31 protein-coding genes are annotated in these 26021 nt (G+C 62.7%); 23 read left to right on the forward strand and 8 right to left on the reverse strand.

Features of this window, described 5'->3' with window-relative positions; all coding sequences use genetic code 11:
- Window position 1: 1 nt before the first annotated feature.
- Both G9C82_RS03330 and G9C82_RS03335 read right to left on the reverse strand, forming a co-directional pair.
- Complete coding sequence (locus tag G9C82_RS03330) at window positions 2-1624, reverse strand: type II/IV secretion system ATPase subunit (protein WP_007187994.1); 1623 nt, start codon at window positions 1622-1624, stop codon at window positions 2-4.
- Window positions 1625-1757: 133 nt separating this feature from the next.
- Window positions 1758-2258 carry a TIGR04206 family protein gene (locus tag G9C82_RS03335; RefSeq protein WP_127013369.1) on the reverse strand — a complete coding sequence of 167 codons (501 nt, stop codon included), beginning with the start codon at window positions 2256-2258 and terminating at the stop codon, window positions 1758-1760.
- Window positions 2259-2360: 102 nt separating this feature from the next.
- Between G9C82_RS03335 and G9C82_RS03340 the strand changes: the two genes are divergently transcribed.
- On the forward strand, window positions 2361-2786 hold the full coding sequence (locus tag G9C82_RS03340) for a DUF5793 family protein (protein ID WP_004962337.1): 426 nt from the start codon (window positions 2361-2363) through the stop codon (window positions 2784-2786).
- Between the two features lie 4 nt (window positions 2787-2790).
- Here the strand turns inward: G9C82_RS03340 and G9C82_RS03345 are convergent, their stop codons facing one another.
- Window positions 2791-3573, reverse strand: a complete 783-nt coding sequence (locus G9C82_RS03345) for an NAD-dependent protein deacylase (RefSeq protein ID WP_121302897.1) — start codon at window positions 3571-3573, stop codon at window positions 2791-2793.
- Between the two features lie 303 nt (window positions 3574-3876).
- Between G9C82_RS03345 and sucC the strand changes: the two genes are divergently transcribed.
- The 5 genes from sucC (at window position 3877) to G9C82_RS03370 (ending at window position 8749) form a co-directional block, all read left to right on the forward strand.
- A complete protein-coding gene (sucC, locus tag G9C82_RS03350) occupies window positions 3877-5025 on the forward strand; it encodes an ADP-forming succinate--CoA ligase subunit beta (RefSeq protein WP_004962343.1) in 1149 nt (382 codons plus the stop codon).
- Entirely contained in the window at window positions 5022-5894 is an 873-nt protein-coding gene (sucD, locus tag G9C82_RS03355; protein WP_004962346.1) for a succinate--CoA ligase subunit alpha, read from the forward strand. Before sucC ends, sucD begins: the two co-directional genes overlap by 4 nt.
- A 43-nt stretch (window positions 5895-5937) precedes the next feature.
- Window positions 5938-6930: an ATP-binding protein gene (locus G9C82_RS03360; RefSeq protein WP_127013370.1), complete on the forward strand. Its 993-nt coding sequence runs from the start codon at window positions 5938-5940 to the stop codon at window positions 6928-6930.
- Between the two features lie 247 nt (window positions 6931-7177).
- Complete coding sequence (locus G9C82_RS03365; RefSeq protein WP_004593153.1) at window positions 7178-7414, forward strand: hypothetical protein; 237 nt, start codon at window positions 7178-7180, stop codon at window positions 7412-7414.
- 264 nt (window positions 7415-7678) lie between these two features.
- A complete protein-coding gene (locus G9C82_RS03370; protein ID WP_004962350.1) occupies window positions 7679-8749 on the forward strand; it encodes a HAMP domain-containing sensor histidine kinase in 1071 nt (356 codons plus the stop codon).
- A 19-nt stretch (window positions 8750-8768) separates the two neighbouring features.
- Here the strand turns inward: G9C82_RS03370 and G9C82_RS03375 are convergent, their stop codons facing one another.
- Window positions 8769-9200: an SRPBCC family protein gene (locus G9C82_RS03375; protein ID WP_127013371.1), complete on the reverse strand. Its 432-nt coding sequence runs from the start codon at window positions 9198-9200 to the stop codon at window positions 8769-8771.
- Between the two features lie 60 nt (window positions 9201-9260).
- Between G9C82_RS03375 and G9C82_RS03380 the strand changes: the two genes are divergently transcribed.
- The 5 genes from G9C82_RS03380 to G9C82_RS03400 all read left to right on the forward strand — a co-directional run bounded on the left by G9C82_RS03380 (window position 9261) and on the right by G9C82_RS03400 (window position 14701).
- The gene (locus G9C82_RS03380) at window positions 9261-10163 is read left to right on the forward strand and encodes an ABC transporter ATP-binding protein (protein ID WP_004962357.1); all 903 of its coding nucleotides are present in this window, start codon (window positions 9261-9263) and stop codon (window positions 10161-10163) included.
- A complete protein-coding gene (locus tag G9C82_RS03385; RefSeq protein WP_127013372.1) occupies window positions 10164-12173 on the forward strand; it encodes an ABC transporter permease in 2010 nt (669 codons plus the stop codon). It abuts the gene before it with no gap.
- Window positions 12166-13254: an ABC transporter permease gene (locus G9C82_RS03390; protein WP_004962364.1), complete on the forward strand. Its 1089-nt coding sequence runs from the start codon at window positions 12166-12168 to the stop codon at window positions 13252-13254. The genes G9C82_RS03385 and G9C82_RS03390 overlap by 8 nt, the downstream gene beginning before the upstream one ends.
- Before the next feature lie 43 nt (window positions 13255-13297).
- Entirely contained in the window at window positions 13298-14275 is a 978-nt protein-coding gene (locus G9C82_RS03395) for an aldo/keto reductase (protein ID WP_127013373.1), read from the forward strand.
- Window positions 14276-14407: 132 nt separating this feature from the next.
- Window positions 14408-14701, forward strand: coding sequence for a hypothetical protein (locus G9C82_RS03400; RefSeq protein ID WP_127013374.1), 294 nt, complete (start codon window positions 14408-14410; stop codon window positions 14699-14701).
- 7 nt (window positions 14702-14708) lie between these two features.
- Here G9C82_RS03400 and G9C82_RS03405 read toward each other — a convergent pair whose 3' ends face one another.
- Entirely contained in the window at window positions 14709-15209 is a 501-nt protein-coding gene (locus tag G9C82_RS03405; protein ID WP_127013375.1) for a macro domain-containing protein, read from the reverse strand.
- Between the two features lie 118 nt (window positions 15210-15327).
- On the opposite strand from G9C82_RS03405, the gene G9C82_RS03410 reads away from it, so the two are divergent.
- The 12 genes from G9C82_RS03410 to G9C82_RS03465 all read left to right on the forward strand — a co-directional run bounded on the left by G9C82_RS03410 (window position 15328) and on the right by G9C82_RS03465 (window position 22930).
- A complete protein-coding gene (locus tag G9C82_RS03410) occupies window positions 15328-16032 on the forward strand; it encodes a YqjF family protein (RefSeq protein WP_127013376.1) in 705 nt (234 codons plus the stop codon).
- Between the two features lie 21 nt (window positions 16033-16053).
- The gene (locus G9C82_RS03415; RefSeq protein WP_004962383.1) at window positions 16054-16728 is read left to right on the forward strand and encodes a DUF2071 domain-containing protein; all 675 of its coding nucleotides are present in this window, start codon (window positions 16054-16056) and stop codon (window positions 16726-16728) included.
- An 80-nt stretch (window positions 16729-16808) separates the two neighbouring features.
- Window positions 16809-18194, forward strand: a complete 1386-nt coding sequence (locus G9C82_RS03420) for a response regulator (RefSeq protein WP_004962385.1) — start codon at window positions 16809-16811, stop codon at window positions 18192-18194.
- A gap of 36 nt (window positions 18195-18230) precedes the next feature.
- Window positions 18231-19025 (forward strand): HAD-IIA family hydrolase, encoded by a 795-nt coding sequence (locus G9C82_RS03425; protein ID WP_004962387.1) that lies wholly within the window; start codon window positions 18231-18233, stop codon window positions 19023-19025.
- 66 nt (window positions 19026-19091) lie between these two features.
- Window positions 19092-19682 carry a DJ-1/PfpI family protein gene (locus G9C82_RS03430; protein ID WP_127013377.1) on the forward strand — a complete coding sequence of 197 codons (591 nt, stop codon included), beginning with the start codon at window positions 19092-19094 and terminating at the stop codon, window positions 19680-19682.
- Window positions 19683-19909: 227 nt separating this feature from the next.
- Window positions 19910-20134: a zinc ribbon domain-containing protein gene (locus tag G9C82_RS03435; RefSeq protein WP_004962392.1), complete on the forward strand. Its 225-nt coding sequence runs from the start codon at window positions 19910-19912 to the stop codon at window positions 20132-20134.
- Window positions 20135-20136: 2 nt separating this feature from the next.
- Window positions 20137-20307 carry a hypothetical protein gene (locus G9C82_RS03440; protein WP_011223052.1) on the forward strand — a complete coding sequence of 57 codons (171 nt, stop codon included), beginning with the start codon at window positions 20137-20139 and terminating at the stop codon, window positions 20305-20307.
- 158 nt (window positions 20308-20465) lie between these two features.
- Window positions 20466-20714, forward strand: coding sequence for an MTH865 family protein (locus G9C82_RS03445; protein ID WP_004962398.1), 249 nt, complete (start codon window positions 20466-20468; stop codon window positions 20712-20714).
- A gap of 128 nt (window positions 20715-20842) precedes the next feature.
- On the forward strand, window positions 20843-20992 hold the full coding sequence (locus tag G9C82_RS03450; RefSeq protein ID WP_004962400.1) for a hypothetical protein: 150 nt from the start codon (window positions 20843-20845) through the stop codon (window positions 20990-20992).
- 82 nt (window positions 20993-21074) lie between these two features.
- Window positions 21075-21767, forward strand: a complete 693-nt coding sequence (locus G9C82_RS03455) for a metal-dependent transcriptional regulator (RefSeq protein WP_004962401.1) — start codon at window positions 21075-21077, stop codon at window positions 21765-21767.
- Window positions 21764-22471 carry a TMEM165/GDT1 family protein gene (locus tag G9C82_RS03460; RefSeq protein ID WP_127013378.1) on the forward strand — a complete coding sequence of 236 codons (708 nt, stop codon included), beginning with the start codon at window positions 21764-21766 and terminating at the stop codon, window positions 22469-22471. Before G9C82_RS03455 ends, G9C82_RS03460 begins: the two co-directional genes overlap by 4 nt.
- 60 nt (window positions 22472-22531) lie before the next feature.
- A complete protein-coding gene (locus tag G9C82_RS03465) occupies window positions 22532-22930 on the forward strand; it encodes a hypothetical protein (protein ID WP_127013379.1) in 399 nt (132 codons plus the stop codon).
- A 75-nt stretch (window positions 22931-23005) separates the two neighbouring features.
- On the opposite strand, the gene G9C82_RS03470 is transcribed toward G9C82_RS03465, so the two are convergent.
- Genes G9C82_RS03470 through G9C82_RS03480 form a run of 3 tightly spaced genes read right to left on the reverse strand, consistent with a single transcriptional unit; the run spans window position 23006 to window position 25868 of the window.
- A complete protein-coding gene (locus tag G9C82_RS03470; RefSeq protein WP_007188009.1) occupies window positions 23006-23980 on the reverse strand; it encodes a metal ABC transporter permease in 975 nt (324 codons plus the stop codon).
- Window positions 23977-24780: an ABC transporter ATP-binding protein gene (locus tag G9C82_RS03475; RefSeq protein ID WP_127013380.1), complete on the reverse strand. Its 804-nt coding sequence runs from the start codon at window positions 24778-24780 to the stop codon at window positions 23977-23979. The genes G9C82_RS03470 and G9C82_RS03475 overlap by 4 nt, the downstream gene beginning before the upstream one ends.
- 2 nt (window positions 24781-24782) lie before the next feature.
- Window positions 24783-25868: a metal ABC transporter substrate-binding protein gene (locus G9C82_RS03480; protein WP_121302887.1), complete on the reverse strand. Its 1086-nt coding sequence runs from the start codon at window positions 25866-25868 to the stop codon at window positions 24783-24785.
- Window positions 25869-26021 lie beyond the last annotated feature (153 nt).

Consider the following 26021-nt stretch of genomic DNA (forward strand, 5'->3'; position numbering starts at 1 on the left):
GTCAGGCTATCGCGTCGTCGTCGATGTTTGCTATGACCTGCTCTTTGTCCGCGTAGTACTTGTTGACCATCGCCGTGAACTTCCGGTAGTCGGTAATGCCCTCGGACTGGAGATAGCGGAGGAACCGCTGGCGGTTGCGGAGTTCGGTCAGCAGTTCTGACTGACTCCAGCCGCGCTCCTCGCGGATTTCGTCCAGTAGCTCGCTGTTGTTCTCGGAGAAACGGTCCTCGGTGGCCCGCCAGTTGTATGTCGTCGAGTAGTCCAGTTCGCCGGTTCGCTGGTCGATGCCCTCGATTTCGGCGAGCGTTTTGGCACGGCGGACGCGCTCGTCACCCGAGCGGGCCAGCACCTGCACACAGAGGATATCGAGGCTCTGAACCATCGGCCGCGGGACGTTGATTGGCTCGTTCTCCAGCCGGTTAATGACGGTCTGGACCGAGTCCGCGTGCATCGTCGAGAACGTCGTGTGCCCGGTGTTCATCGCCTGGAACAGCGTGATAGCTTCCTCGCCACGAACCTCGCCGACGATGATGTACTCCGGGCGGTGCCGGAGCGCGGACCGCAGCAGGTCGTACATCGTGATATCCGAATCGTCCAGTCGCTCGCGGGTGACCGAGGAGAGCCAGTTGTCGTGATACAGGGATAACTCGCGGGTGTCCTCAATTGAGAGTACCTTCGACCGGGGCGGGAGGAACATCGCCAGCGCGTTCATCGACGTGGTCTTGCCGGCCGCCGTTCCGCCGGCGAAGATGAGCGACTTGTTGGACTCGATTGCCAGCCAGAGGTAAGCCAGCATCTCGACGGAGAACGTGCCGTACTCCAGCAGTTCGATAGGCGTGAACGGCTCGTCGGCGTACTTCCGGATCGTGAACGCGGAGCCGCGTGGGGTCACTTCCTCGCCGAGCGCCAGTTCGATACGGGAGCCGTCCGGGAGCGTCGTCGAGACGACGGGGTCAGAGACGGAGACGTGCCGACCGGAGCGCTGGGCTAGCTGGATGACGAAGTCGTTCAGTTCGTCGGCGTCGTAGGTGATGTTCGTCTCGATGTCCGTGTAGCCGTCGTGGTAGACGAAGATGGGGAGGTTCGCCCCGTCACAGGAGATGTCCTCGATGTCCGGGTCGTGCATCAGAGGGTCGATGTGACCGTAGCCCTGGAAGGAGCGATGCAGGTAGTAAAACAGGCGGTAGAACGTCTCGGGTTCGATGACGACGCCGTACTCCTCAAGCCTGGCTTCGAGTTCTTCGGCGAGGACGCGCTCCGGGTCGGCGTCGACATCGTCGCGGTAGATAAGCGGGATGCGAATGTCCTCGAACAGGCGGTCAAGCAGTTCTCGCTCGATGTCGGTCAGCGACGGCTCGACGACCTGATACAGGTGCTCGTCGCGGTCCGGGTCGTGGTTGATAGAGGCAAAGGCGAAGGGGGCGTTCAGCCAGTAGCGTTCGACCTCGTTGTAGCCGTTCAGGCCGTCGAACTCGACCAGCGTCCCGTGGCGGCTGGGGTCGTAGTTTGCCGTCGGAACCGCTGACCCGCTCAACACCGTCGCGGTCCGCGAGAGCCACGACTGGATGTGGCCGAGAGGGTCCGAAACGAAGGCACCGGGTTCGGGAGATTCTGGGTTCGACATCGGTGGTTCAGTGGGGAGCACACGGTGCTCCGCGGAATATACCTCTGCTATCGTATCCACCTACTTAAATTCGCTCGCCAAATTATCAGGAGTATAATCGCCAGCGGTCGGACGAACGGGACCGGACTGGCTGTCACGCGCGGTCGACAGTCAGCAGCAAATAGGCGAACACGAGGGCGACGAGCGCCCCGATGGGGACGGTGATACCGGGGAACGACGTGATGAACAGCCCGCTGGCCGCGAGCGTGAGGACGCCAACAAGCCCAAGCAGCCCGCCGAACAGTCGCACTGGGTCCATAGGGAGAACCGCTTCAACGCGGTCCTCAGCGGCGTAGTAGTAGAGGCTGAGGCCGAGCGGGAACAGGAAGCCGACCAGGGCCGCGACCCCGAGTGTCCCGGCGAGCGCAAGCGGGTCCGACTCCTGGAACGCGGCGACCTGCCACGCCCAGAGAAACGGCCGCTCTCCAGGGAGCGTCGCTCCGAAGATGAACTGGAACCGGAACGGAAGAAAGCGAAGCCCGACGACAGTCACCCCCTCAATCTCGAACAGCGACACCGACCACGGGGCCAGCCCCACGAGCCACGTTGCAAGCACCGCGAACTCGCCCGCGTACTCTGATTTCACCCATGCCATACTACTGTCAGAGGGTGGGCCGGTCCGGTAAAAGCTACCGATACCGACAGTCGGTGCGCCGTTACGTTCATTTGGCCGGGCCACGTACCTGTAAACACCGGAATGAGGCGTGATTACTTCACCGTCGACATCCAGGCTTCGGCCACCGACAACGACGACCCGACGATCGCGATTGTATACGATGGGCCGACAGGAGAGCTCCGCGAGCGCCTCAGTAAAGTAGACGGCGGCACACTCGATGGCGAGGAGATCGACGTGACCTTCCGCCGCCAGCCCGAAAGCGACGGGGTGCTTTCGCTGACGAACCGCCTCACCGGTGAGTACATCTTTGAGGCGACAGCACCGACGGCGGACATCGACGCGCTCGTTTCCGCGGCGGACGCTCAAGAAGACCCACAGTTTACAGTCCGTCTCACCGACGGCGAGGGCGAGTCACGAACCTACGAGCTACGGACGCTGCTCGTCTACGACCACGACGGGAGCCTCCTGCGCGGGCAGAGCCTGATTCCCGGCGGCGTCGAGTTGTAACCCGCTACAGCCGCTCGACAATCGCCGGGAGCACCTGCGTGACATCCGCACGGAGCACATGGGCCGCACTCGCGTCACGCGGCGTCTCCTCGTAGTTTACCACGACCAGCGTACTGTCTCCCTCAGCCGCGATTTTCGGAAGCAGTGACGCGGGCTGGACCGACAACGACGAGCCAACCGCCAGAAACACGTCACTGTCCCGTGCGAGACGCTGGGCCTCGTTCATCGCCACGTCGGGCATTGGTTCGCCGAACAGCACCACATCGGGCCGGTAGACGCCGCCGCAGTCACAGCGTGGCGGCAAGTCGCTGCTTTCGGCGGCCTGTTCGAATACCACTTCCGCGTCCCGGCGGTGACCGCAGTCGTCACAGACCACGCGCCGATGGGTTCCGTGCAGTTCGACGACCCGGTCCGTCCCGGCGGTGTCGTGCAGCCCGTCGATGTTCTGCGTGAGCACGGCGTCGAGGTGGCCGTCCGCTTCAAGCGCCGCCAGCGCCTCGTGGGCGGCGTTGGGTTCGGGGTCGATGTCGCCGTAGATAGCCTCTCGAAGCGAGAGTCGGTCCGCCCAGAAGCCCGCTGGGTCGGCGTCGAGCCGACGGCGGTGGAAGTCCGCGGGGTCGTGGCGTTCCCAGATACCGTCGTCGCCGCGAAAGGAGGGGATGCCCGATGCGGTCGAGACGCCTGCGCCGGTGAGCGCGACAGCAGTTTCGGCGGTGCGAAGCGCCTCGGCCACCGCATCGAGCGTTTCGCCGTCAATATCGTCGATCCCGTGCCTGTCGTCGGCCATACGCTTGCTTCGGAGTCCAGCGCTGTGGGTCTATCGGATTGAACGGGACAGCAGGGACGACCGTGGATGCGCCTTCGTGTTTCGAACCTCTATACTGCAACTGGATACCACCGCGTGCGTTTATAGTAACAATTGAAATTATTTACACACTAATCGCACTGCTGTCGTGCGATCAGGTGTGCATTGATTTTCAATAGCTACTATAGCTCGCTCTCCTACCCACAGTAAACTGGGACTACCTGCTTGGTCGCAAGAAGAGAAACGGACGGATTTAAATCGCCACCGCTCGCCTTTCTGCATGACATGCGCTTGCACGAATACCAGGCGAAGCAAGTCTTCGCTGACGCGGGCATCCCGACGCCCGCCTCGCAGCTGGCCGAGACAGTAGATGAGGCCGTCGACGCGGCCGAGGAAATCGGATATCCGGTCGCCATCAAGGCACAGGTCCACGTGGGCGGCCGGGGCAAGGCCGGCGGCATCAAGCTCGTCGAGTCCAAGGAGGAGGCCCGCGAGGCCGCCGAGGACATCATCGGGATGGACCTCAAGGGCTACCACGTCTCGAAGGTGCTCGTCGAGGAAGCCGTCGACTTCGTCAACGAGCTGTACGTCGGCGTGACGATGGACCGCGGCGAGGGCCGCCCCGTCGCAATGGTGTCCACCAAAGGCGGCGTCAACATCGAGGAAGTCGCCGAGGAGGACCCCGACGCCATCGCCCGCGAGCACATCGACCCGGCCTTCGGAATGCACCCGTTCCAGGCCCGGAAAGTCGTCTACGAGGCCGGTGTCGACCGCGAGGTCGCAAACGACGTGGCGAGCGTCCTCACGACGCTGTACCAGCTCTGGGACGACCGCGACGGCGCTGACACGGAAATCAATCCGCTGATGATTACCAGCGATGACGAGGTCATCGCGGCCGACGCCGTCATGAACGTCGACGGTGACGCCCTGTTCCGCCAGCCCGAAATCGCGGAGATGGGCGAGGAAGCGGCGGAAGGCGATGAACTCGAACAGAAGGCCGACGAGTACGGCTTCGATTACGTCCGACTCGACGGCAACGTCGGCATCATCGGTAACGGTGCGGGCCTCGTGATGACGACGCTGGACCTCGTTGATTACTACGACGGCGAGCCCGCCAACTTCCTCGATGTCGGTGGCGGCGCGAAGGCCGACCGTATCGCAAACGCGCTCGATATGGTGTTCTCCGACGAGAATGTTGATTCGGTCGTGTTCAACATCTTCGGCGGTATCACCCGTGGTGACGAGGTCGCCAACGGCATCAATCAGGCGCTGGAGCAGTTCGACGAGATCCCGAAGCCGGTCACCGTCCGACTCGCAGGGACCAACGCAGAGGAGGGGATGGAAATCCTGAACGAGGATCTGGTGACGGTCGAGCACACGCTGGAGGACGCCGTCCAGCGTGCGGTTGAGTACGCAAAGGAGGTGGAAGCATGAGTGTTCTAGTCGACGAAGACACGCGCGTCGTTGTACAGGGAATTACCGGCGGTGAAGGGAAGTTCCACACCGAGCAGATGCTGGAGTACGGCACGAACGTCGTCGCCGGCGCAGTGCCCGGCCGCGGCGGGCAGGAAGTCGCCGGTGTGCCGGTGTTCGACACCGTGCAGGGCGCGGCCCGTGAGGCCGATGCGAACGCTGCCGTCGTGTTCGTGCCGCCGGCCTTCGCTGGTGACGCCTGCTTCGAGGCGCTCGATGCGAAGGGTATCGACCTCGTCGTCGCCATCACCGAGGGCATTCCGACCCAGGACATGGCCCGGGTCTACCGCAAACTGCAGGAGACCGACACGCATCTCGTCGGTCCGAACTGCCCCGGTGTCATCACGCCCGGCGTCGCCAAGCTCGGCATCCTCCCGGGGAACATCTTCTCGTCCGGGAACGTCGGTCTCGTCTCCCGCTCGGGGACGCTGACCTACCAGGTCGTCGACAACCTCACCAACCGCGGCATCGGCCAGTCGACGGCCATCGGCATCGGCGGCGACCCCATCATCGGGACGGACTTCATCGGCGCGCTCGAACAGTTCGAGGCCGACCCCGACACCCACGCCGTCGTGATGTGCGGCGAAATCGGCGGTGAAGACGAGGAGGAGGCCGCGCGCTACATCGGCGAGCACATGGACACGCCGGTCGCCGGCTTCATCGCCGGTCGGACCGCACCGCCCGGAAAGCGCATGGGCCACGCCGGCGCTATCGTCTCCGGCTCCGGTACCGGGACCGCGCAGTCGAAGATTACCGCGCTAGAGGACAACGGCGTCCCTGTCGGTGACACGCCGGAGGAAGTCGCCGACCACGTCGAAGACCTGCTGTAGGGCACCGTCGGTTTCTTACCGCCTGTTTTCGTAGTAGCACGGGATGACGCCTGCTCGTGGCACCGTCTATCTCGTGGCCGGTACCGAAGCGACTGACCTGGCTAAGACACTCTCCGAAGCACTGACGACGGACGAGACAACCGCCGAGGCAGTCCAGAGCACGAGCGCCGTACAGGACCGGTTGAACGACGGGGACGTCAGGGGTGTCGTTCTCGGTGACGACGGTGAGTACAACGGGGTTGCGGCATTCGAGGAACTGCGGGCAGGCGGGGCCGAGGTTCCGATTGTGCTTGTCGGGACCGACCCCGAACCAGACCGGGTCGCCGAGGCGCTCCGGGTCGGCGTCACTGATTACGTGACCGCGGAGACGCCGGCATCCCTGCTGGCCGCAAAGCTTGACGCGTACGCGACCCGGTGGCCGACTGACTGGCGGGTCGGTGCCAGACAGTGGGACGAGATTTCGAGCGGCGTCTCTCATGACGCGAAGAACCCGCTGAACGTCGTCATGGGCCGATTAGAGCTACTGGACATCGGTGAGCCCCACGAAGATGCCCTGTTTCGGTCCGTCGACCGAGTCGAGTCGCTGCTGACCGACCTCTCTCGCATCGGAAGCACCGCATGTCCTGTCTCGGAAACCGATTCGCTTGCACTGGCTGACGTAGCCACTGAGGTCTGGGCCGCAGCAAGCTACGAGGACGCGACGCTCGAAGTACAGACGGACGCGGCTATTGACGCCGAACACGACCGACTGCAGTTGCTGCTTCGCGAACTGTTCGACAACGCGGTCGCACACAGCGAGGGACCGGTAACCGTCACCGTCGGTGCCACTGATTCGGGATTCTACGTGGCCGATGACGGCCCGGGAATTCCCGAAGCGGACCGCGACAAGGTGTTTGAACAGGGCTTTGGGACAACGCGGGAGGGGGAGGGATACGGTTTGTTCCTCGTCGACACCGCGGCGAGAGCCCACGGGTGGACTGTGTCAGTCCGGGACAGCGAATCTGGCGGCACGTGGATCGACGTGACGACGGGCTAGCGGTTTTGTCACATATAGCAGAGTGGTGAGTCGGTGACACAGTGGCCGAAGTATCTGGCCCCGAACTGGCCTTTGCCGAGCTGTGTACATGGATAGTCAGCTCTGCCACGCTTTACTGTCCGAGATGTGAGATGTATGTGACGCCGAAAACCGACGGACGGCAGCCGACCGGTACCTTCCGTCAACGGAAAGAAGCGGCCGTGAACGTTCCGGTATCGCTATAAGGGATGAATCTGTATTTTCGAATATGCCTCATATTTGTCGGAACTGCAAGCGGACCTTTGGCACAGAGCTCGAACTCGAACTCCACCGCGACACGTGTTCGGACGGGCAGCTCTACTGTGACGAATGTGGCGACCGGTTTACCGAACGAGCGGCCACGGAAGACGGCTGGCACTATCGATGTCCGAACGATGACTGCGACGGCACCGGCATTGACGACGACATCCACAAAGTATCGGACGCACGCGTAACCAAGCAGTAGCTGGTAGAAAGAACAGGCCGGGACGGTAGCTGTCGGACGACAACGATTGGACGTATGTCGCTCGCCTGTTCAGTTGGCCAGTAGCGGTAAATGCACGTCTCACAAACAAATGCGGAAGTGACACACCCAGATCGCCGCTCAGACCGCCTGCCAGCCCTTATTCAGGGAGTCGGGTTTTTCCTCCTCCTCGGAGGTGTGGGTAACTATTTTTATTTTTCTGACGCTGGACTGCCGGCCCTTTTGACGGCAGATTTCGTGGTCAGTATGCTGGCAGTTGTGCCGTTTGCAGCAGCGATCATCGTTGGCGGGTTCTGGCTCGACAACTCGAAGATTGACCCGGACCAGTATCGGCGTATCGGGGTCTGGTTCGCTGGCGGACTGGTCGCTTTTTTGCTGTTGAATGTGGTGATGATTTTCACCTGGCCGACGGGGTCGCTGGGTGAAGACATCGGCTGGGCACTGTTCGCGGCTGTCGTCGGCGGCGCTGGCGGCCTTGTGATGGGTATCTTCGAGGCACGTGCGATATCCCGGGCTGTCGAGGCCGAGCGGCAGCGACTCCAACGGGAGGCCATCGAGCAGCGCAACGAACGGCTTGACGAATTCGCCGCCGTTGTGGCACACGACCTCCGGAACCCGCTCAACGTCGCGTCTGGGCAGGTCGAACTCGAACGAATGGACCGCGACTCGAAGCACCTGCAGGCGGCTGCAACAGCGATGGACCGGATGGAAACGCTCATTGACCGGACGCTAACGCTGGCCCGGAGCGGGCACGTCATCAGCGATACGGAGACCGTTGCTCTCGCAGAACTGGTCGACGGCTGCTGGGAGGCCGTGCCGACGATGGATGGGACGCTAGAAAACGAGGTAACAGCCGTCATCGACGCTGACCCGGATCGGCTCCGTCACCTGTTCGAGAACCTGTTTCGGAACGCCGTGGAACATGGTTCCACAGGCAGTCAGACGGAGTCCGACGACAGTGTCGAGCACGGGTCCACGGGCAGGCAGTCACCGTCAGCGGACACTCTCGAACGTGGCAGTGTTGACCTGACGGTCCGTGTCGGCGAGATGGCTGGTGGGTTTTACGTCGCCGATAACGGCTCCGGAATCCCGCCCGCCAAGCGTGATGCAGTGCTTGACGACGGCTACACCACCACTGACGGCGAAGGCGGGCTCGGACTGGCAATCGTCCAGCGCATTGTCGAAGCCCACGGCTGGGAAATCGACATAACTGAAAGCGACGAGGGCGGGACACGCTTTGAAATCACGAACGTCACGAAAACACCTCGCTCCGACGAAGACACCGACACGCGCTCGAAGACACCGATTCAGCCCTGATGCTCGGCGCGGTCGCTGCTTACGCGTCGCGTTGTTGTGCCAGAGTGGCGATCCGCTGGCACGCTCGGGCACACACCGGGGCGTAGCCAGTTGCCAGCGGGGGAATTTCGAACCCGACGACGGAGCCACCGGCCCGTTCTTCGACGAAGTGTCCAGTCGCCGGAAGCCGTGCGACGGTCCACGTCCAGCGGTACGGCGTACATGCTGTCACTTCAAACGGGAGCCACACCGCACCAGCAACGCGAACGCGGCCGGTCGTCCCGTCGTCGATATACCGGGTCGCTGTTTCGACGGCTGTGACAGACGGCCCCCAGTCTGCCCAGCAGTCGGTGTCGGTCAGGACATTCCACACGGTGTCGACCGACGTGTCGGCGTCGTGCCGGACGACCAGCCGCCGTCCGTCCGGTGTTTTTTCAAGCGAAACGCTGCTCGTTCCCAGTTCGAGTGCCATTATCAGAAGCAATAGGCCGGAGCCAAGGTATAGGTTAGTTCACTCGTAATCAATCGGCAGATGATTGACGCCCGTGATATTCGGAAGGAGTACGGCGGTTTCGTCGCTGTACAGGGCAGTTCGTTTTCGGTCGACCGCGGCGAAGTGTTCGGTATCATCGGGCCAAACGGGGCCGGCAAGACAACGACGCTAAAGATGCTTGCGGGCCTGCTGGAGCCGACGAGCGGCTCCGCCGAGATAGCGGGACTCGATACCGAAACCGCGGAGATGCGCCAGCAGCTGGGCTTTCTGCCCGAGGAATCGCCGCTGTACGAGGAGATGACGCCGATCTCCTACCTGAAATTCTTCGCCGACCTCTACGACGTGGACCCGGACGTGGCCGAGGAACGGATGCACGACACGCTGGACGAACTCGAACTCGAACACCGCGACCGAAAGCTCGGCGATATGTCCAAAGGGATGAAACGGAAGGTCGCCATCGCTCGCTCCCTTATCAATGACCCTGACGTGCTCATCTACGACGAACCGGCGTCGGGGCTGGACCCGTTGACGACGAACTACGTCATCGAGTTCACTGAGCAGTTAGCAAAGGAAGGCAAGACCATCGTCTTCTCGGCGCACAACCTCTTTCACGTCGAATCTATTTGTGACCGGGTCGTCATCATGAACGAGGGCGAAATCGTCGCCCGCGGCGACCTCGAAGAACTCCAGGCCGAGTACGGCCACACGCGGTATCACGTCTACACGACAGTCGACGTGCCCGACGCAGTACAGGAGAACGGGTCGTACAAGCGGGTCGTCGAGAGCATGGACGCCGTCGAAGCGACGCGAGAACAGGCGGAGTCAAACGGCGGTGACGTGGTCGACATACGGACGGAGGAGTCCAGCCTGGAGGAGGTGTTCCTCAACGTCGCTGAGGCCGGCACTCGCGGCACGCGGTACGTCGAGGAGGACGCGGAGTAGATGCAACTGGATAAGCTCCTGCGCGTCGCGAAGTGGGAGGTGACAAAAAACGCCGGCGGTGTCGACAAGCGGACCATCGTCGTGATGGCGCTGTCCCTCGTTGCGATGGGCGCGGTCGCCGCGATAGCCGTCAGTGGCGGCACCGGTGCGGGGATGGACGACGGCATCTACCGGATCGGCGTTGACGATGACAGTCCCTACTACGGCGTCGCGGCAGATGACCGGACGTTCGATATCCGTGAGCCGGACCCAGCAGCCATCGAACGACGCCAACAGGAACTCCTGTATCGGGGGACCCAGCTCCAGAGCGTTCCACGGACGGCGAAAGAACGGGCAGCGCTGGCCGAACTCCGTGATAGTACAGCGCAGTACAACGACCGAACACTCGCTCGGGACGACAACCAGACCGCCGCGTTCCCCGTTTCTGTGACGCTCGTCTACGAGCAACAGTCGGGGAGCAGCCAGCTTGACCCCCGGAGCGACGACAGCAGTGACGGGTCTGGCTCCTCGGACGGCGGCACCAGTGTCGCCGATGAGGGAGAGACGAGTGCTTCGAGCGGGAGCGATTCGGACACCAGTGGCAGTACTGGAACGGGCGACGGCAGCAGCGATGATAGCGACGGAAGCAATGGCGATAGCTCGGCAACGGGCGATGACAGCGATAGCAGCGGTAGCAGCCAAGAGACCGTCGACAGCAATGTGAGCACCAGCGGCTCGGTCGCGAGCGGTGACGGCGGAACCGCCGGTGGCAGCGGCGCAAACCTCGGCGCTATCGGCGCACGGTTGACCGGCGACGTGCAGGGCGGCACTCCCTCCGATATCTCGCCGCCGTTCCCCTTCGAGTCGCTCGTGCTCGCCTTCCTTTACATCGTCCCGATGAACTTCGTTATCCAGGCCTACGGCTCGTCGATGCTCTCGGAACGGTTGAACCGCCGCGGTGAACTCCTGCTGGTGACGCCGGCCTCGCGGGGCGACATCATCGGCGGCAAGACGCTCCCGTACCTCGCGGGCGCTGTCGGCGTGGCGGCGCTCATCACCGCGGCGCTACGGTTCGGGAACATCGCGCCAGCGGGGAGTTACGTCGCGGTGCTGGCGGTGGTCCCGCTCGTCGTCCTCTTCCTCTCGGCGACGTTCTGCGGGGCGATGTTCGCCCGCTCGTTCAAGGAACTCACCTTCGTGACGGTGACCATTACGGTGACGCTGACCTCCTACGCGTTCGTTCCGGCCATCTTCACCGACGTGACGCCGATTGCGCTCATCTCGCCGCTGACGCTGGTCGTGCTTGACCTGACTGGCCAGTCCGTCGGGCTCTCGTCGTTCGTCTTCTCGACGACACCGCCGCTCCTGACCGGACTGGTGTTGTTCGGTCTGGGGGCCGGTCTCTACCGAGAAGAAGATATGTTCACTCAGCGGCCGATTCCGCTGAAGGTGCTCGATGCGCTGGCTGGTGGTATCAACTCCCGCCGGAGCGCGTTAAAGATGAGTATCGTCCTGTTGCCGCTGGTCATCGTCGCCGAACTGGCGGCCATCGCGTTCCTGTTCGTCCTTGACTCAGTATCGCTGAACGTCTTCGGGACGAACCAGTCGCTCGGCATCGTGCTCGTGCTCGGCGTCATCGTCGTCATCGAGGAACTGGCAAAGAGCCTGCACGTCTACGCCGGCTACGAGCACGCCCGCTACGAGCGGACGCTCCGGTCGGCGCTCGGCATCGGTGCGCTCTCCGGACTCGGCTTCTTTATCGGGGAGAAAGGGCTGCTTATCGCCAGGCTGTCAGACCTTGAGAGCCTGCCTATCGGCGAAGCTGCCCTGCAGGGCGCAACGTTGCCCGCCGGCCTGCCGCTGTGGGTTGCAGGGCTCCTGTTCTTGCTCCCGCTGGCGCTGCACACGGTGACAGCAGCCATCTCATCGGTTGGCGCGAGCCGCGGGCGACGGGCCTACGTCGCTGCGCTAACTGTGGCTATCGTCGTCCACTTCGCCTACAACTTCACGGTGGTGAGCACCCTTGTCTGAGGACCGCCCCCTCTGGCGCGACCCGCGGGTCGTCATAGCCCGGCGGGACATCCGGTCGCTCTCCCGCGAGAAGACTATCGTGCTGGCGTTGCTCATTCAGCTGTTCGTCGCGGGGTTCTCCTCGTTCCTCGTCGTCGGCCTCACGTCGCTGTACGACCCCAGCTCGGTCGCAGCCGGCGAGGTGGAGATGGCCGTCACCGGCGACGCCCGCGAGGAGCTGGAGGCCGCGGCCGCTGAACAGGACGGGACCAGCGTCACCGCCTTCGAGAACGAGGCCGCCGCACAGCGGGCGTTCGACCAGCGACGGGTAGATGCGATATTGCGCGGCCAGTACGTGCCGTCGACGAGCGGGCCGGGGGAGCAGATAGCAGTCACTGCCATCGTCCCCGAAGGGAGCATCCGGTCGACGCTTATTGTCGTCGAAGTGCGCCGGGTCCTCAGCGCCCTAGAGCGCCAGGAGCGACTGGAGCGGACGCCGTATCTCGACCAGCCGCCCGTGCCGCTCCCGGACACCGTCAGCGCGAGCCAGTACTTCGGGTTCACCTACACCATTCTGATTCCGCTGCTCCTGTTCCTCCCGCCGTTCATCAGCGGCTCGGTGGCCGTCGACACCGTTACCGAGGAACTCGAACGTGGGACGATGGAACTGCTCCGTGTGGCCCCGGTGTCGCTGCTCGACATCATTGACGGAAAGGCGCTCGGGATGGTGTTGCTTGCCCCTGCACAGGCTCTCATGTGGCTTGCGCTGCTGTCGACGAACGGCATCGCCGTTTCGAACCCGGCGGCGATTCTGCTGTTCATCACCGCAGTCACCGTCGTTGTCGTGACGCTCGGGGTCGTGCTGGGCATCACGCTCCAGAACCGTCGCCCGGCGCAGTTACTGTTCTCCGTGCTCACGCTCGTGCTCTTTGGCGGAGCCGTACTCCTCCCGGAACACCCGGCAACGACGGTGGCGAAGCTTGCGGTCGATAGTCCAACCCTACTGACCTACAGCCACGTCGGCGGGGCGGTCCTGCTGGCGGTTGCCGGCTACGCCGTCGCCAGAGTGTACATCGGGCGAGTCGCAGCCGAATCACTGTAACCGACGGCGAACTTTTTTCGCCAGCGCGGACGCGAGTCCGAGCATGGAGTACACGACACTCGGGTCGACTGGCATGGAGGTCAGCCGGCTCTGCCTGGGCTGTATGAGCTTCGGCACCTCAGAGTGGCGCGACTGGGTGCTCGACGAGGACGAGAGCCGCGAGGTCATCGAGCGGGCCATCGACCTCGGCATCAACTTCTTCGATACGGCAAATATGTACTCGATGGGCGAGTCTGAGCGCGTCCTCGGGACCGTTCTCGATGACTACGACCGCGACGGGCAGGTCGTGGCGACGAAGGGGTACTTCCAGATGGACGAAGACAACCCTAACTCCGGCGGGCTCTCGCGGAAGGCCATCGAGCAGGAACTGTCGAACTCGCTTTCCCGGCTCGGGATGGACACCGTCGACCTCTATCAGACCCACCGCTGGGATTACGACACACCCATCGAGCAGACGCTCCGGGCGCTGGATGACGCCGTCCGGCGGGGACAGGCGCGGCACGTCGGCGCGTCGTCGATGTGGACCCACCAGTTCGCGGATGCGCTCCGGATGAGCGAGCGCGAGGGGCTGGAGCGGTTCGAGACGATGCAGAACCACTACAATCTGCTGTACCGCGAGGAAGAACGCGAGATGCTGCCGCTGTGTGACAAAGAGAACGTCGGCGTCATCCCGTGGAGTCCGCTGGCCCGGGGCTATCTCACCCGGCCGCACGAGCAGGTCGAGGAGACGGTCCGGGGCGAGACGGACGACTACGCCCGTGAACACCCCTACTACGAGGGCAACGGCCGCGAGGTCAACGAGCGCGTACAAGAGTTGGCTGACGAGTACGACGCCTCGATGGCACAGATAGCGCTGGCATGGGTGCTCGACAAGGAGTGGGTCGACGCACCGATTATCGGGACAAGTAGCCTCGAACACCTCGAAGAAGCGGTTGCAGCGCTCGAAATCGACCTCTCAGAGAGCGACGTGGAGTGGCTGGAGGCCCCCTACGAGCCGGTTCGGGTGTCAGGCCACGAATAATACTGTCGGCTGTCCGCCCGTGGGAGTTTCGCCGCCCCGAGCGAGTGTCCTGAAACGGGTACAGACAGCGGTTTATCCCGGCGAAATTGTTAATACACAGTAAAATCAAACCTAGCTTGAGGAAAGGTAACAATGACCAACGCTCGGGGGCCGAGCAGCGAGACACTCGAGGAGACGACGGGCGGTGACGCCTGCGTTTGCTCGATAGGCAATGCAGCCGAACACTACATGACCGGGATACTGGGGCTCGTCGCGACGCTCATCGTCGGTATACAGGCCTATCCGTGGCTACAGTCTGTCGCCGATACCACGCCGTATCTCGGGCCGACGTGGCTAGTGTTTAGCTTCGCCGCGATATGGCTCGTCTGCTGGATCGCACTGGAAGTCGCCTGGGAGTGGCGTGCCGGGCGCGTCCACCTGTTGTGACAGACAGTCAGTTGCGAACGCCAGCCGCGGCGCGTTGCATCCCTTCGAAGTCGTCGTCGGAGTAGGCGATGAGTCGCACGTCTGTCAAGGATTTGGGCTGATACTCCTCGATGACAGTGCAGATGATTCTGATACCCTCCTCGAAATCGAACCCAGCGATGCCACACCCGATGGCCGGGAAAACGACTGATTCGCAGTTTAGCGCGTCCGCTTCTGCTAGTGCGTTTCGGGTTGCGTTGCGGATACTCTCGGCAGTCGACTGACCACCCGGCGGCATCGCGGCGGCGTGGATAACGTACTCGGCGTCGAGGTCGTAGGCGTCGGTCGTGGCGACACCGCCGAGGTCGACCGGGCCTTTCGCGACGGCCTCGTCGTTCAGGCCCGACCCGGCCGCACGCTTGAGCGCCCCCGCGACGCCGGAGCCCATCCGCAGACTCGTGTTCGCCGCGTTGACCAGTGCGTCCGCCGACTGTGCAGCGATGTCGCCCTGGATTACCTCGAACTCCATATGCGATGCTGGGAGCGGCACTGACAAAGTTTTAGTGCTGACACGACCGGCCGCTCTTATGCTGTCTGTCACCGCGCCCCACAACAGGCAGAAACCCGTCTAGTTCCTACGGACAGGTATGGACCTGCTGACGATGACGTGGCGGGACGTGGGGTTCATGCACTGGCCGGTCGAGTCTGACAGTGTCCAGACGACACTGCCGGACGGGCTCGATGTCGACACGTACGACGGGCAGGCATGGCTCAGTGTGGTCCCGTTCCAGATGGCGGACATCAGACCGCGCGGCAGTCCAATCGGGCGGTCCTTCGGCGAGCTAAACCTCCGGACCTACGTGGTCGCCGACGGGACGCCAGGGGTGTACTTCTACAACCTCGACGCCGACGACCGGCTCAGCGTGACGCTGGCCCGACAGCTGTTCCAGCTGTCCTATTATCAGGCGTCGATGCAGGTCCGGACCGACGGCGACAGCGTCGAGTTCCGGAGCCGGCGGACCAGTTCGCGGGCCCCACCGGCGGATTTCCACGCCACCTACGAGCCGACTGAGCCGCCGTCGACACCCGAACCGGGCTCGGTGGAGTCGTTCCTGGTGGAGCGGTACCGCTTCTATGCCGCGAGCGACGACGGGACGGTGTACTACGCCGACATCGACCACGAGCCGTGGCCGCTTCAGCGCGGGCAGGCAGATATTCGGACGAACGGCCTGTTCGCCGCGTCGGGGTTCGACAGGCCCGACGGCGACCCGCTCGTTCACTACTGCGCCGAGATACCGGTGACTGCGGGGCGGCTCCACCGGCTCGACGGGGTCGCCCAGTACACTGATTAGCGTGTCGCCCCCAGTGACTGTGTGGTCGCCCTCCGTCCGCTGCAGGTCACGTTAGACGACGTGTGCTTCTGTCACTGGCCGGTCTCCGAGGCAGCGGTACGAGCGGCAGTTCCCGACTGGCTCACCGTCGAGACGGCCGATGGCGACGCCTGGGTGTCGGCCGTCGTGGCGACTGTCGACCGCGTCGAGACGTTTGGTATCGAGGTCGCCGGGCCGTCTGAGTTGCTCACGGTTCGGACCTACGTCCGCGGCCCAACCGGTCAGCGCGGGGTCTGCGTGCTCGGGCTGTTCGGTGACGACAGGCGGACGGCGACTGCGGTCTCCGAACTGTTTCGTATCACAGTGGGAGATGCCGTCCCGCGGATGCTCTCAACGGCTGACCGTCGCCGGGTCCTTGATGCCGGCAACAGGCGGCTGTTCGAGTGCCGGTACACAGCCGGTGGTGACCCAGTGGCTATCCCGCCGGACTCGCTGGCCTCGTTCCTCGTCGACCGGCAGCGTTACTTCACAACGGGACGCTTTGGGACACGGCTCGTCGGCAGCGTCGGCCACGACCCGTGGCGACTCGACCGCGTTGACGCCACTGTGACCGGGTCTGTACTCTCACTAGTTGACATATCGGCCCGTAACTCGGACCCACTGGTTCATCACAGTCCTGCGCTTCGAGTGTCAATTGCCCCACCGGTACCGCCATAGCCGGGACCAGCGGGCAACCTAGCTCCCTTGAAATATAAGTACGGACAGACCGTTGGGGGGATAAGGACCTTGCCGCCCATATGACATCTGAAACTAATATACGGACGCTTGTTGTTGACGATAGCGATTTTTTCGCAGAGATGACCGCTGATACGCTCACGCAACAACACGACATTGAGTCCGTCGCTGCAAACAGCGCCGCGGAAGCGCTGGAACGGCTCGAGGGGGGCGGGTTCGACTGCGTCGTCAGTGACTACGAAATGCCCGAAATGGACGGGCTGGAGCTCCTTGAGGCGATCAGAGAGACAAACCCGTCTATCCCGTTCATTCTCCTGACCGGGCGAGGAGACGAGGAGACAGCGAGCGCGGCTATCGCGGCGGGCGTCGCCGACTACCTCCTGAAACTCGAAGTCGTCGAAGACAAACAGTACGGTCGGCTGGCAAACCGGATCGAGAACGTCGTCTCACAGGAGCGAACCCGCAAGAAGTTCGAATCGCTTGTGTCGGACTCACCAGACGGTATTGTCCACCTGACGACTAACGGAACCATCCTCTCAGTGAACCCTTCGATGGCAGGCAGGCTGGGTGCTGACCCCGATACGCTCGTCGGCCAGCAACTGAGTGCGGTGATGGACAGCGAGGCGGCCAACCAGCGTCTCGAAGCCGGGAAAAGCGCGGTCGAAAACGGGACTGCGACACGCTCCGAGGACGCTGTCGGAGGCCGACATTACCACAACCAGTATATCCCTGTCGACAGCCATCGCAAGTCAGATACCTTCCAGCTGGTCTCACGCGATATCACTGAACGTGTCGAGCGTCAGCGCGAACTGGAGCGCCAGAACGACCGACTCGAGGAGTTCGCCAGCGTCGTCAGCCACGACCTGCGGAACCCGCTGAATGTCGCTCAGGGCGCGGTCGACTTGCTCGGAGAGCCCGCCGATAGCGAGGAGGCCGAACTGGTCGCCAAGATCGACCGGTCGCTGGACCGGATGGGCTGTATCATCGAGGACGTACTCACACTGGCGCGGCAAGGCCAGACCGTCAGTGATCCACAGGAGACGGAGCTATCGACGCTGGCGTCGACCGCGTGGACCTGGATCGAGGCCGAACAGGCATCCATGTCGGTCGCGTCGAGCACGAAACTCGCCGCCGACAGTGGGCGTGCACAGGACCTGCTGGCGAACCTGTTCCGGAACGCCATCGAACACAACGACGGCGACGTCGAAATCGAGATCGGATTACTGGAGTCCAACGACGGCTTCTACATCGCAGACAACGGCGAAGGTGTCGAAGGCGACGCCGAGGACGTGTTCGAGATGGGCTATTCCTCGACGAAGGACGGAACCGGGTTCGGCCTGGCTATCGTCGAACAGGTCGCTGAGGCCCACGGCTGGGAAGTGTCACTGACCGAGAGCGACAGCGGCGGGGCGCGTTTTGAGGTGTCGAGCGTCGAACTACACGACTGAGACGGACTTTTTACTGCCGGGTCCCCAGTAGTGGTAATGACAGTTGCGGGGGCTATCATCGACCTAGACGGAACGGTGTACCACGGAGACACGCTGTTGCCGGGCGCGGCGTCGGCAATTGATGTGTTCAGAGAGCGTGGCCTGGGAATCTGCTTTTTTTCGAACAACCCCATCCACGACGGAAGCGAGTACGTCGAGCGATTGCGTGGACTGGGTGTCGACGCCCGTGAGGGTGAGGCCTGTTCCTCTGGCGTCGTCACCCGCGAGTACCTCAACGGGTCCCATGCGGGTGACGACGTGTTCGTCATCGGGAGTGACCCGCTCCGCAGTATGGTCACGGGGACAGAGGCACGGCTGGTCGAGGACCCCGCTGAGACCGACGTGTTGCTGGCCTCCTGGACGGATGGCTTCCACTACCACGACATGGTTGACGCGCTCCGGGCCATCGACGAGGAAACCGTCTTCCTCGGGACTGACCCGGACCGGACGTTCCCCGGCGAGGACGGCGACCCGGTCCCCGGTTCCGGGGCGATAATCAATGCCGTTGCCGGCGTCATCGAGCGGGATCCGGACCGGATACTCGGCAAGCCATCGGAGATTGCCGTTCAGGCGGCGCTGGAACGGCTGGACTGTGCCCCAACAGAGTGTGTTATTATCGGCGACCGACTGGAGACAGACATCGCGATGGGCGAGCGGAACGGCATGACGACCGTTCTCGTCCGGACCGGCGTGTCCAACGAGCGGTCACTGGAACGGAGCGCCGTAACGCCCGACTACGTCATCGACTCGCTGGGAGACATCGAAGAAGTGCTGACGTCGCTCGACGTGTGACACAGAGCTGGTAATTCACCTGCGACTTTATTTTGACGGCGACCGTACCTTGCAGTGGTGTTTCCAATGGGCAAAGACATCCTCATGATCGCCGGTGACTTCGTCGAAGACTACGAAATAATGGTGCCGTTTCAGGCACTACAGATGGTTGGCCACGAGGTCGACGCGGTGTGTCCCGACAAAGCGGCCGAGGAGACAGTCAAGACAGCGATACACGATTTCCGCGGCGACCAGACCTACATGGAGTCCCGCGGCCACGACTTCGCCCTGAACGCGACGATGGCCGACGTAAATCCCAGTGACTACGACGCACTCGTCGTTCCCGGCGGGCGTGCCCCCGAATATCTCCGGACGTACGACGAGGTGCTGGATGCAGTACAGCACTTCTTCGAGGAGGACAAGCCGGTCGCAGCGCTGTGTCACGGTCCGCAGATTCTCGCCGCCGCCGACGTGCTCGACGGCTACGAGATGACGTCGTACCCGGCCTGTCGCGCCGAGTGTGAGGCCGCCGGGTGTTCGTGGGTCGACGAAGTGGTCACCGACGGCAACCTCGTCACCGGGCAGGCCTGGCCCGACCATCCCGAGTGGCTCGCACAGTTCATGACGCTCCTTGGCGACGACGTGTCCCACGGCGAGCCGATTCCCGCTGACGACTGAGGCCACAGAAGTTTGGTGGGATTCATAACAAACAAATAACGTGGGCGTTTCCCTCCGTTGAGGCGGGTGGGAACTGGCATAGTGCACCATTACGTTCGCCCGCCTCGTTTTCAGCGCTTATAGAATATGATAGATACTAGTAACTGGTTGTGACGACCGGCAGGGAGCCACGGACGTGTCGCAGTGGCACCAGATTTGTTATGCTGGGGAGAGAACAGTTGCGTGTAATGCCCTCCGACACACATTCCACTGATGACCGCGGCTGTCCGAAGTGTGGTCACACCGGCACTGACGTGGGTAGCATCTCGACCACGGGCGGCGGCCTCTCGAAGATGTTCGATATTCAGACCAACCAGTTTCAGGTCGTCACGTGTACAAACTGCGGCTACTCGGAGCTGTACCGTGACACCGGGTCTGGCGGGAGCGACCTGGCAGACATATTCCTCGGCTAACGATGCCTGCCATGACCGGGCTGTTCCTCGTGGTCGTGTTGCTCGCGGTGGCCGCACCGCTGGCCCTGTACGCGCTGGTTCGAAGCGAGCACGACCAACGCGTCGAGACGGACCGTGAGACCGCCGAACGGCTTGCTCGGCGCGATACAGACGACGAAAGTCGCGTCCGGTGAGTACTCGGGATATCCCATCGACTGTAGGCGTGGGTTGTTCAGACATCGGGACTGTACCACGAGGGTCCAGAACGTCGCAGGCCTCGAATAAACTCCAAACAATGGGAAAGTGTACCGATGTCGAACCTTTTATCATAATACTCCCACAACGTCCGACCATGGTTGACAGAGAAGACCTCCGCTCACAGTTCGTTGAGGCGTTCGAGGAAGCAGACTACCCGATATCCAGTCCGATGGACCTCGTCCCGGCACTTCCGGGCGGTCCGTCGACGAAGTTCGAGTCCGGCGATTTCTCGATGACAGCGATGGAACTGAACACGAAGCTCAACGGGGAGTTCCCGTACGAGAGTGTCGACGACTTCGTCGACGACGTCATGGCTTCGCTCGAAGACCAGGACCTCATCTGACGGGCCACACTGGCTCTCGGCCGTTTTACCGGTTTCACGCGATAACTCGCGAGAGTCCCGGACGAACGAGTCGCTAGCCGTTCCGGCGTACCCTTGAGGTTTATCAGGGCAACGTCCATAGTCAATGTATGGTCGGCTTGCCGGGGATTGAGACGCTTGTTCAGACGTTCGGACCGTTTCTCATCCCCGCAACGCTGTTCGTTCTGGGTGCCATCGGCTATCTGTTCCTGTGGCTGCTGACCCGGAACCGACGCGAAACGTACGCTGCCGACGAGTGACAGCGGGCAGCCAAATGTGGACGGCGCGCACAATGTTGTTGGAACCGCCAATCTTTTGCGTTAGATTCGTCTAATTTGGTGTATGCTGAGTGCCAAGATGGAGGATTATCTGAAGGCTATCTATCGCCTTGAGCGGGACGGCGACCCGCCGATTGCTCCGTCTACTATCGCCGAGATGCTGGACGTTACGGCACCGACGGTCACCAGTATGGTCGAGAAGCTGGCTGACCGCGGGCTGGTCGAACGCGAGAAGTACAAGGGCGTGCAGACAACGCCGGAAGGCGAGACGGTGGCGCTGGAGATTATCCGCCACCACCGCCTGCTTGAGACGTTTCTCACCGAGCAGCTGGGGTACGACTGGGCCGAGGTCCACGAGGAAGCGGAGGTGCTCGAACACCACATCAGCGAGGAGTTCGAGCGACGGGTCGCGGCAGTCCTCGACGAACCGGAGTTCGACCCCCACGGGGACCCGATTCCCAGCGACTCGCTGGACCCCATCGACGACGAGTCCGCGACGGCGCTGTCAGAACACGGCGAAGGGGGGCGACTTGAAGTTGCACGGGTCCGGGACCGTGACCCCGACGAACTCACGTATCTCTCCGACGCCGGCATCACGCCGGGGACCGTGCTGACTATCGAGGAGGTCGCCCCCATCGGGATGGTGACAGTCCAGCTGGAGAGCGGGTCGTCGGTGTCGCTCCCGGACCACATCGCCGATGCGATTCAGGTCCGCGCACCGGATACGCAGGGCGAAGACGGAGTGAGCCAGGCGTGAGCGACGCGACGTGGCTGACAGTGGTCGCGATAGCGGCCGGTGCGCAGTTGGCGGTCCTCCCCGGCGAGAAGGTCCAGTTCATCATCGCCGGCCTGTCGACGCGGTTCAACCCGTTCCTCGTCGTCAGTGCCGCGGGCACCGCCTTCGCCGGCTGGACGGCACTGGAGATCTGGTTCGGCTCCGCGATCACGTCGGTACTGCCGGGAATCGTTCTCGAAAGCCTCACCGCCGGGATGTTCCTGCTGTTCGCGATACTACTGCTCCGCAGTGCCCCGGCAGCCGGCGCAGAGCAACAGGAGCCTGCGTCCGGCTTCACCACTGACGGCGGACAGCTAGACGTTCGCGTTCCCGTCGTCGACTGGCAAGTACCGAACAAGCTCGGCGGCTTCCTCCCAATCTTTGCGATGATGGCCTTCGGCGAGTTCGGCGACAAGACTCAGCTCATTACAATCACACTCGCCGCCCAGTACAGCGCCCACGCCAGCGCTATCTGGACCGGTGAGATGCTCGCCATCATTCCGGTGAGCCTCGCCAATGCGCTGTTTTTCCACCGGTTCGCCCATCGGTTCAACCTGCGGAAAGCTCACTTCGTCGGCGCAGGGCTGTTCCTGTTTTTCGCCGCGGACTTCGCCCTGAGCGTGACGATGGGGGTCTCGCTGTGGGAAACGATGGTCTCATCCATCGCGGCGCAGGTGGGCGCCTGAGACGAACGGCTGATTTGAGCGACAGAAGACTTTTCGAGAACGGCTGAACAGTTCCGAGTAATGCCCTCCAGACGTAGCGTTCTCACAGCAGGAACACTCGTTGCACTCTCGGGCTGTGCAGCACTCAGTCCTGCGAGCGCTCGACTCGCTGGCGTACGGCTAACGAACACCGGGTCGGCGACACGTACGTTCGAATCCACAGTCACGGTCGACAGTGAGACGGTGTACGAGGAGACACATACTGTGAGGGCCGCGGAGGACGGTGCAACCGTGGAGCTGGACGATACGCTGCCGGACAGACAGGGCAAAATAACGATAGCGACGGCCATCGCCGGGACCGATATCTCAGAGGAGACAACGTTTGATGATAACAACTGTTACGATGTCATTGTCGAGTACACCGGTGACAACGTCGTCCACTGGCAGAGTGGGCGCAGCGACTGTGACGCATTCCAGTGACTCGCTCATCGGCCAGCGTTTCGTCGCCAGCCGTGGCTCCCGGTTGCAATCATCAACTTCAGTCGAGAAAGTCGTTCAGTCCTGGCTGATAGTGTCGAGTTCTCGCGTTTCATCCGGCGCGCCTGTCTGTCGGACTTTCCCGGCAAAGACCGAGAGGACGTAGATTCCCACTGCGACGAGAACGATGACGCCGCCGGCTGTCGCACCGGCGTAGTACGAGATACCGATACCGAGCAGGACGGCCAGCTCGGCCAGTACAATCGAGACCAGCAGTGATTCCGAGAAGCTCCGGGACACCTGTGTCGCGCCGGCGACCGGGACGACCAGCATGGCCGCGACGAGGATGACGCCCATGATCTGCATCGCGCCGACGACGACGAGCGCCGTCAACATCACCATAATCCGGTTGTACCAGACGACCGGGATCCCGGCGACGGCGGCGGCAGTCTCGTCGAACGTGACGTACAGCAACTGGTTGCGGGTGAGCGCGACCGTCCCGACGATGACGCTGAACAGCCCGAGCATGATGACCGCGTTCTCGGCGGACACCGTCGAGAGGTTGCCAAAGAGGTACTGATTGATACCGACAGCCAGTCCGCCCGCGTTGAGGCTGATGAGGACCGTCCCCAGCGCGAACCCCGTCGAGAGGACAATCGCCATCGACACGTCGTTGTAGGCGTCGGTCGCCTCGGAGATGAGTTCGATGAGCAACGCCGCGATGACAGCCACGACGACGGCGGTGAGATACGGCGAAACGCTCAATTCAAGGACGGCGTTGAGAAACAGCCCGACAGCGACGCCAGCGAAGGCTGTGTGGGCGAGTGCGTCCCCGATGAGGGCGAGCTGGCGGTGGACGAGAAAAGTCCCGATTAACGGTGCGATGACGCCGACACACAGCCCAACCAGTATCGCCCGGTACATGAACGTGTACTCTGGATTGATGAGGTCCAGTCCGGTCAGCTGGTAGAGTAGTGCCAGAAGCCAGTACCACACTTCGAGAATCGGGAGGAACGCCTCGTAGACGCCGCCAGCAGCAAACGCAAGCGTCATCGGTTACCTCCGGTCAGCGACTGCGCACCCGTCCCGAACGCTCTGGCCAGCGCCGCACTGTCGGTGAATTCCGCCGATGGCCCGTCGAAGTATATCTCGCGGTTCAGGCAGATAACGCGCTCCGCGTGTTCGATGACGGCCTGAAGATCGTGTTCGATGAGCAGGACAGTGATGCCCTCGGCGTGGAGCGATTCGAGCAGTCCGTAGAAGGCGTCGACCGATTCGGTATCCACGCCGACGGTCGGTTCATCCAGAACGAGCAGGTCAGCCTCACCTGCGAGCGCCCGGGCGATGAACGCCCGCTGGCGCTGCCCGCCGGAGAGCTGGGTGATTCGCCGGTCGGCGAACCCCGACATCCCGACGGTATCGATGGCCCTGTCGACGATACGCCAATCGGCCGCGGAGAGACGCCCGAACCCGACGTGTGGGAACCGGCCCATCTTGACCACTTCGCGGACCGTTATGGGCATCTCCCGGCTCGTCCCGGCACGCTGTGCGACGTAGCCGACTCTGGCGCCGTCGTCGAACGCTGTTGCGTCGACGCCGAACAGCTCTGCAGTCCCGGCATCGGGCTCCAGCAGGCCGAGCAGCAACTGCATGAGCGTCGACTTGCCGGAGCCGTTCGGGCCGACCACGGCGACGTACTCCCCGGCGTCGATACTGACACTGATGTCTTCAACGACGGGCGTAGACGTGTACCCGAACGACACGTCCGTGAGTTCGACAACGGCTGGCCTGCTCTCGCTCGATTCGGTCGTCGCTTCGTCGGCATCGTCTCGATGGTGTGAGCGCATGGTCATCCTTATTCGAAGTTCCGCCACTTCTCGCTCCAGCCGTCGGGGCCCGCGTCTGCAGGTGCCGTGTTGCCCAGAACGACCTCGAACGTCGGCATATTTATCTGATAGGCGATTTCCTCGTACCCCCAGCCGTTTTCGACCCACTCCTCACGGACGCCAGCATACGGTGTCACGGGGTAGTAGGCTTCGACTGGTGTCTCGGCGAGGAGCTGCTTTGCAGGCTTGCGCGTCTCGAAGACACCGGCCCCAATGTACCGGATGTCATTGTCCTCGATGACCGCTTTCGCTTCGGTGATGTCCGAGGGCTTCACGTCACCGCTGGCAGCGAGGTTGACCACGAGCGGGCGCATCTCGACGCCGTAACGCGAGCCGATGTACTGGAAAGCGTTGTGCGCCGCAAGCTGGACCACGTTCCTGTCGGCCCGGTCGAAAATATCGGCGTAGTCCGCGTCGATGCGGTCGAGAACGTCCGCGTTGTACGTCTCGGCGTTGTCCCGGAGCGTATCTTCGGCGTCCGGTGCGAGCGCGACCAGCCCCTCGGTAATATTGTTGACCGACTGTTTCGCGCGTTGCGGGTCGAGCCAGAAGTGGGGGTCGCTGGCTCTGTTCTGTCCGACACCCTCTTCGTCGCGGTCGAGACTCGCCGCGAGCGATTCGAGTTCGATACCCTCACGGACGTTGATGAGTTCGGTATCGACGTTGTCGTCTTCGAGGGTCTGAATCGCGCGGTCAGCCCATGGCTGGAAGTCCGGGCCGACGTGAATGAACGCGTCCGCGTCGATGATATCTCGCGTGATCCCAGCGTCCGGTTCCCAGCCGTGGCCGTGCAGTCCAGTCGGAATGAGGTTCTTGACCGTTATCGGCGTCCCGCGGGCGACCTTTCGAGCAAAGTCATAGAAACTGAAAAACGACGCAACCGCGACCGGTCCGTCCGCACCACTGGTGCTGTCGCTGCTATTCGTTGCCGCTTCCGTCCCGCCGCCGGTCAGACAGCCGGCAAAGCCGGACGCAAGGACCCCCGCCCCGGCACTGAGTGCCTGCCTGCGGGTGACCCTACACGACTTATCGTCACAGGGTTGGTTAGTTTCCATGTGTTGCTTGCTGTCGGGAAAGGGTATAATAGTTCTCCTCTAATCAGAGTATTAGACTAATCTAATAAGGCAGGTCACTTGTGGCTGAAATCTACTCGGTGTCACAGACACGAGCGGACACAACACATAAACCGGCGCTCGAAGTTGGTCCGA

Origin of the sequence: Haloarcula sp. R1-2 (assembly GCF_011627385.1) — an archaeon.
GTDB classification, from domain to species: Archaea; Halobacteriota; Halobacteria; order Halobacteriales; family Haloarculaceae; genus Haloarcula; species Haloarcula marismortui.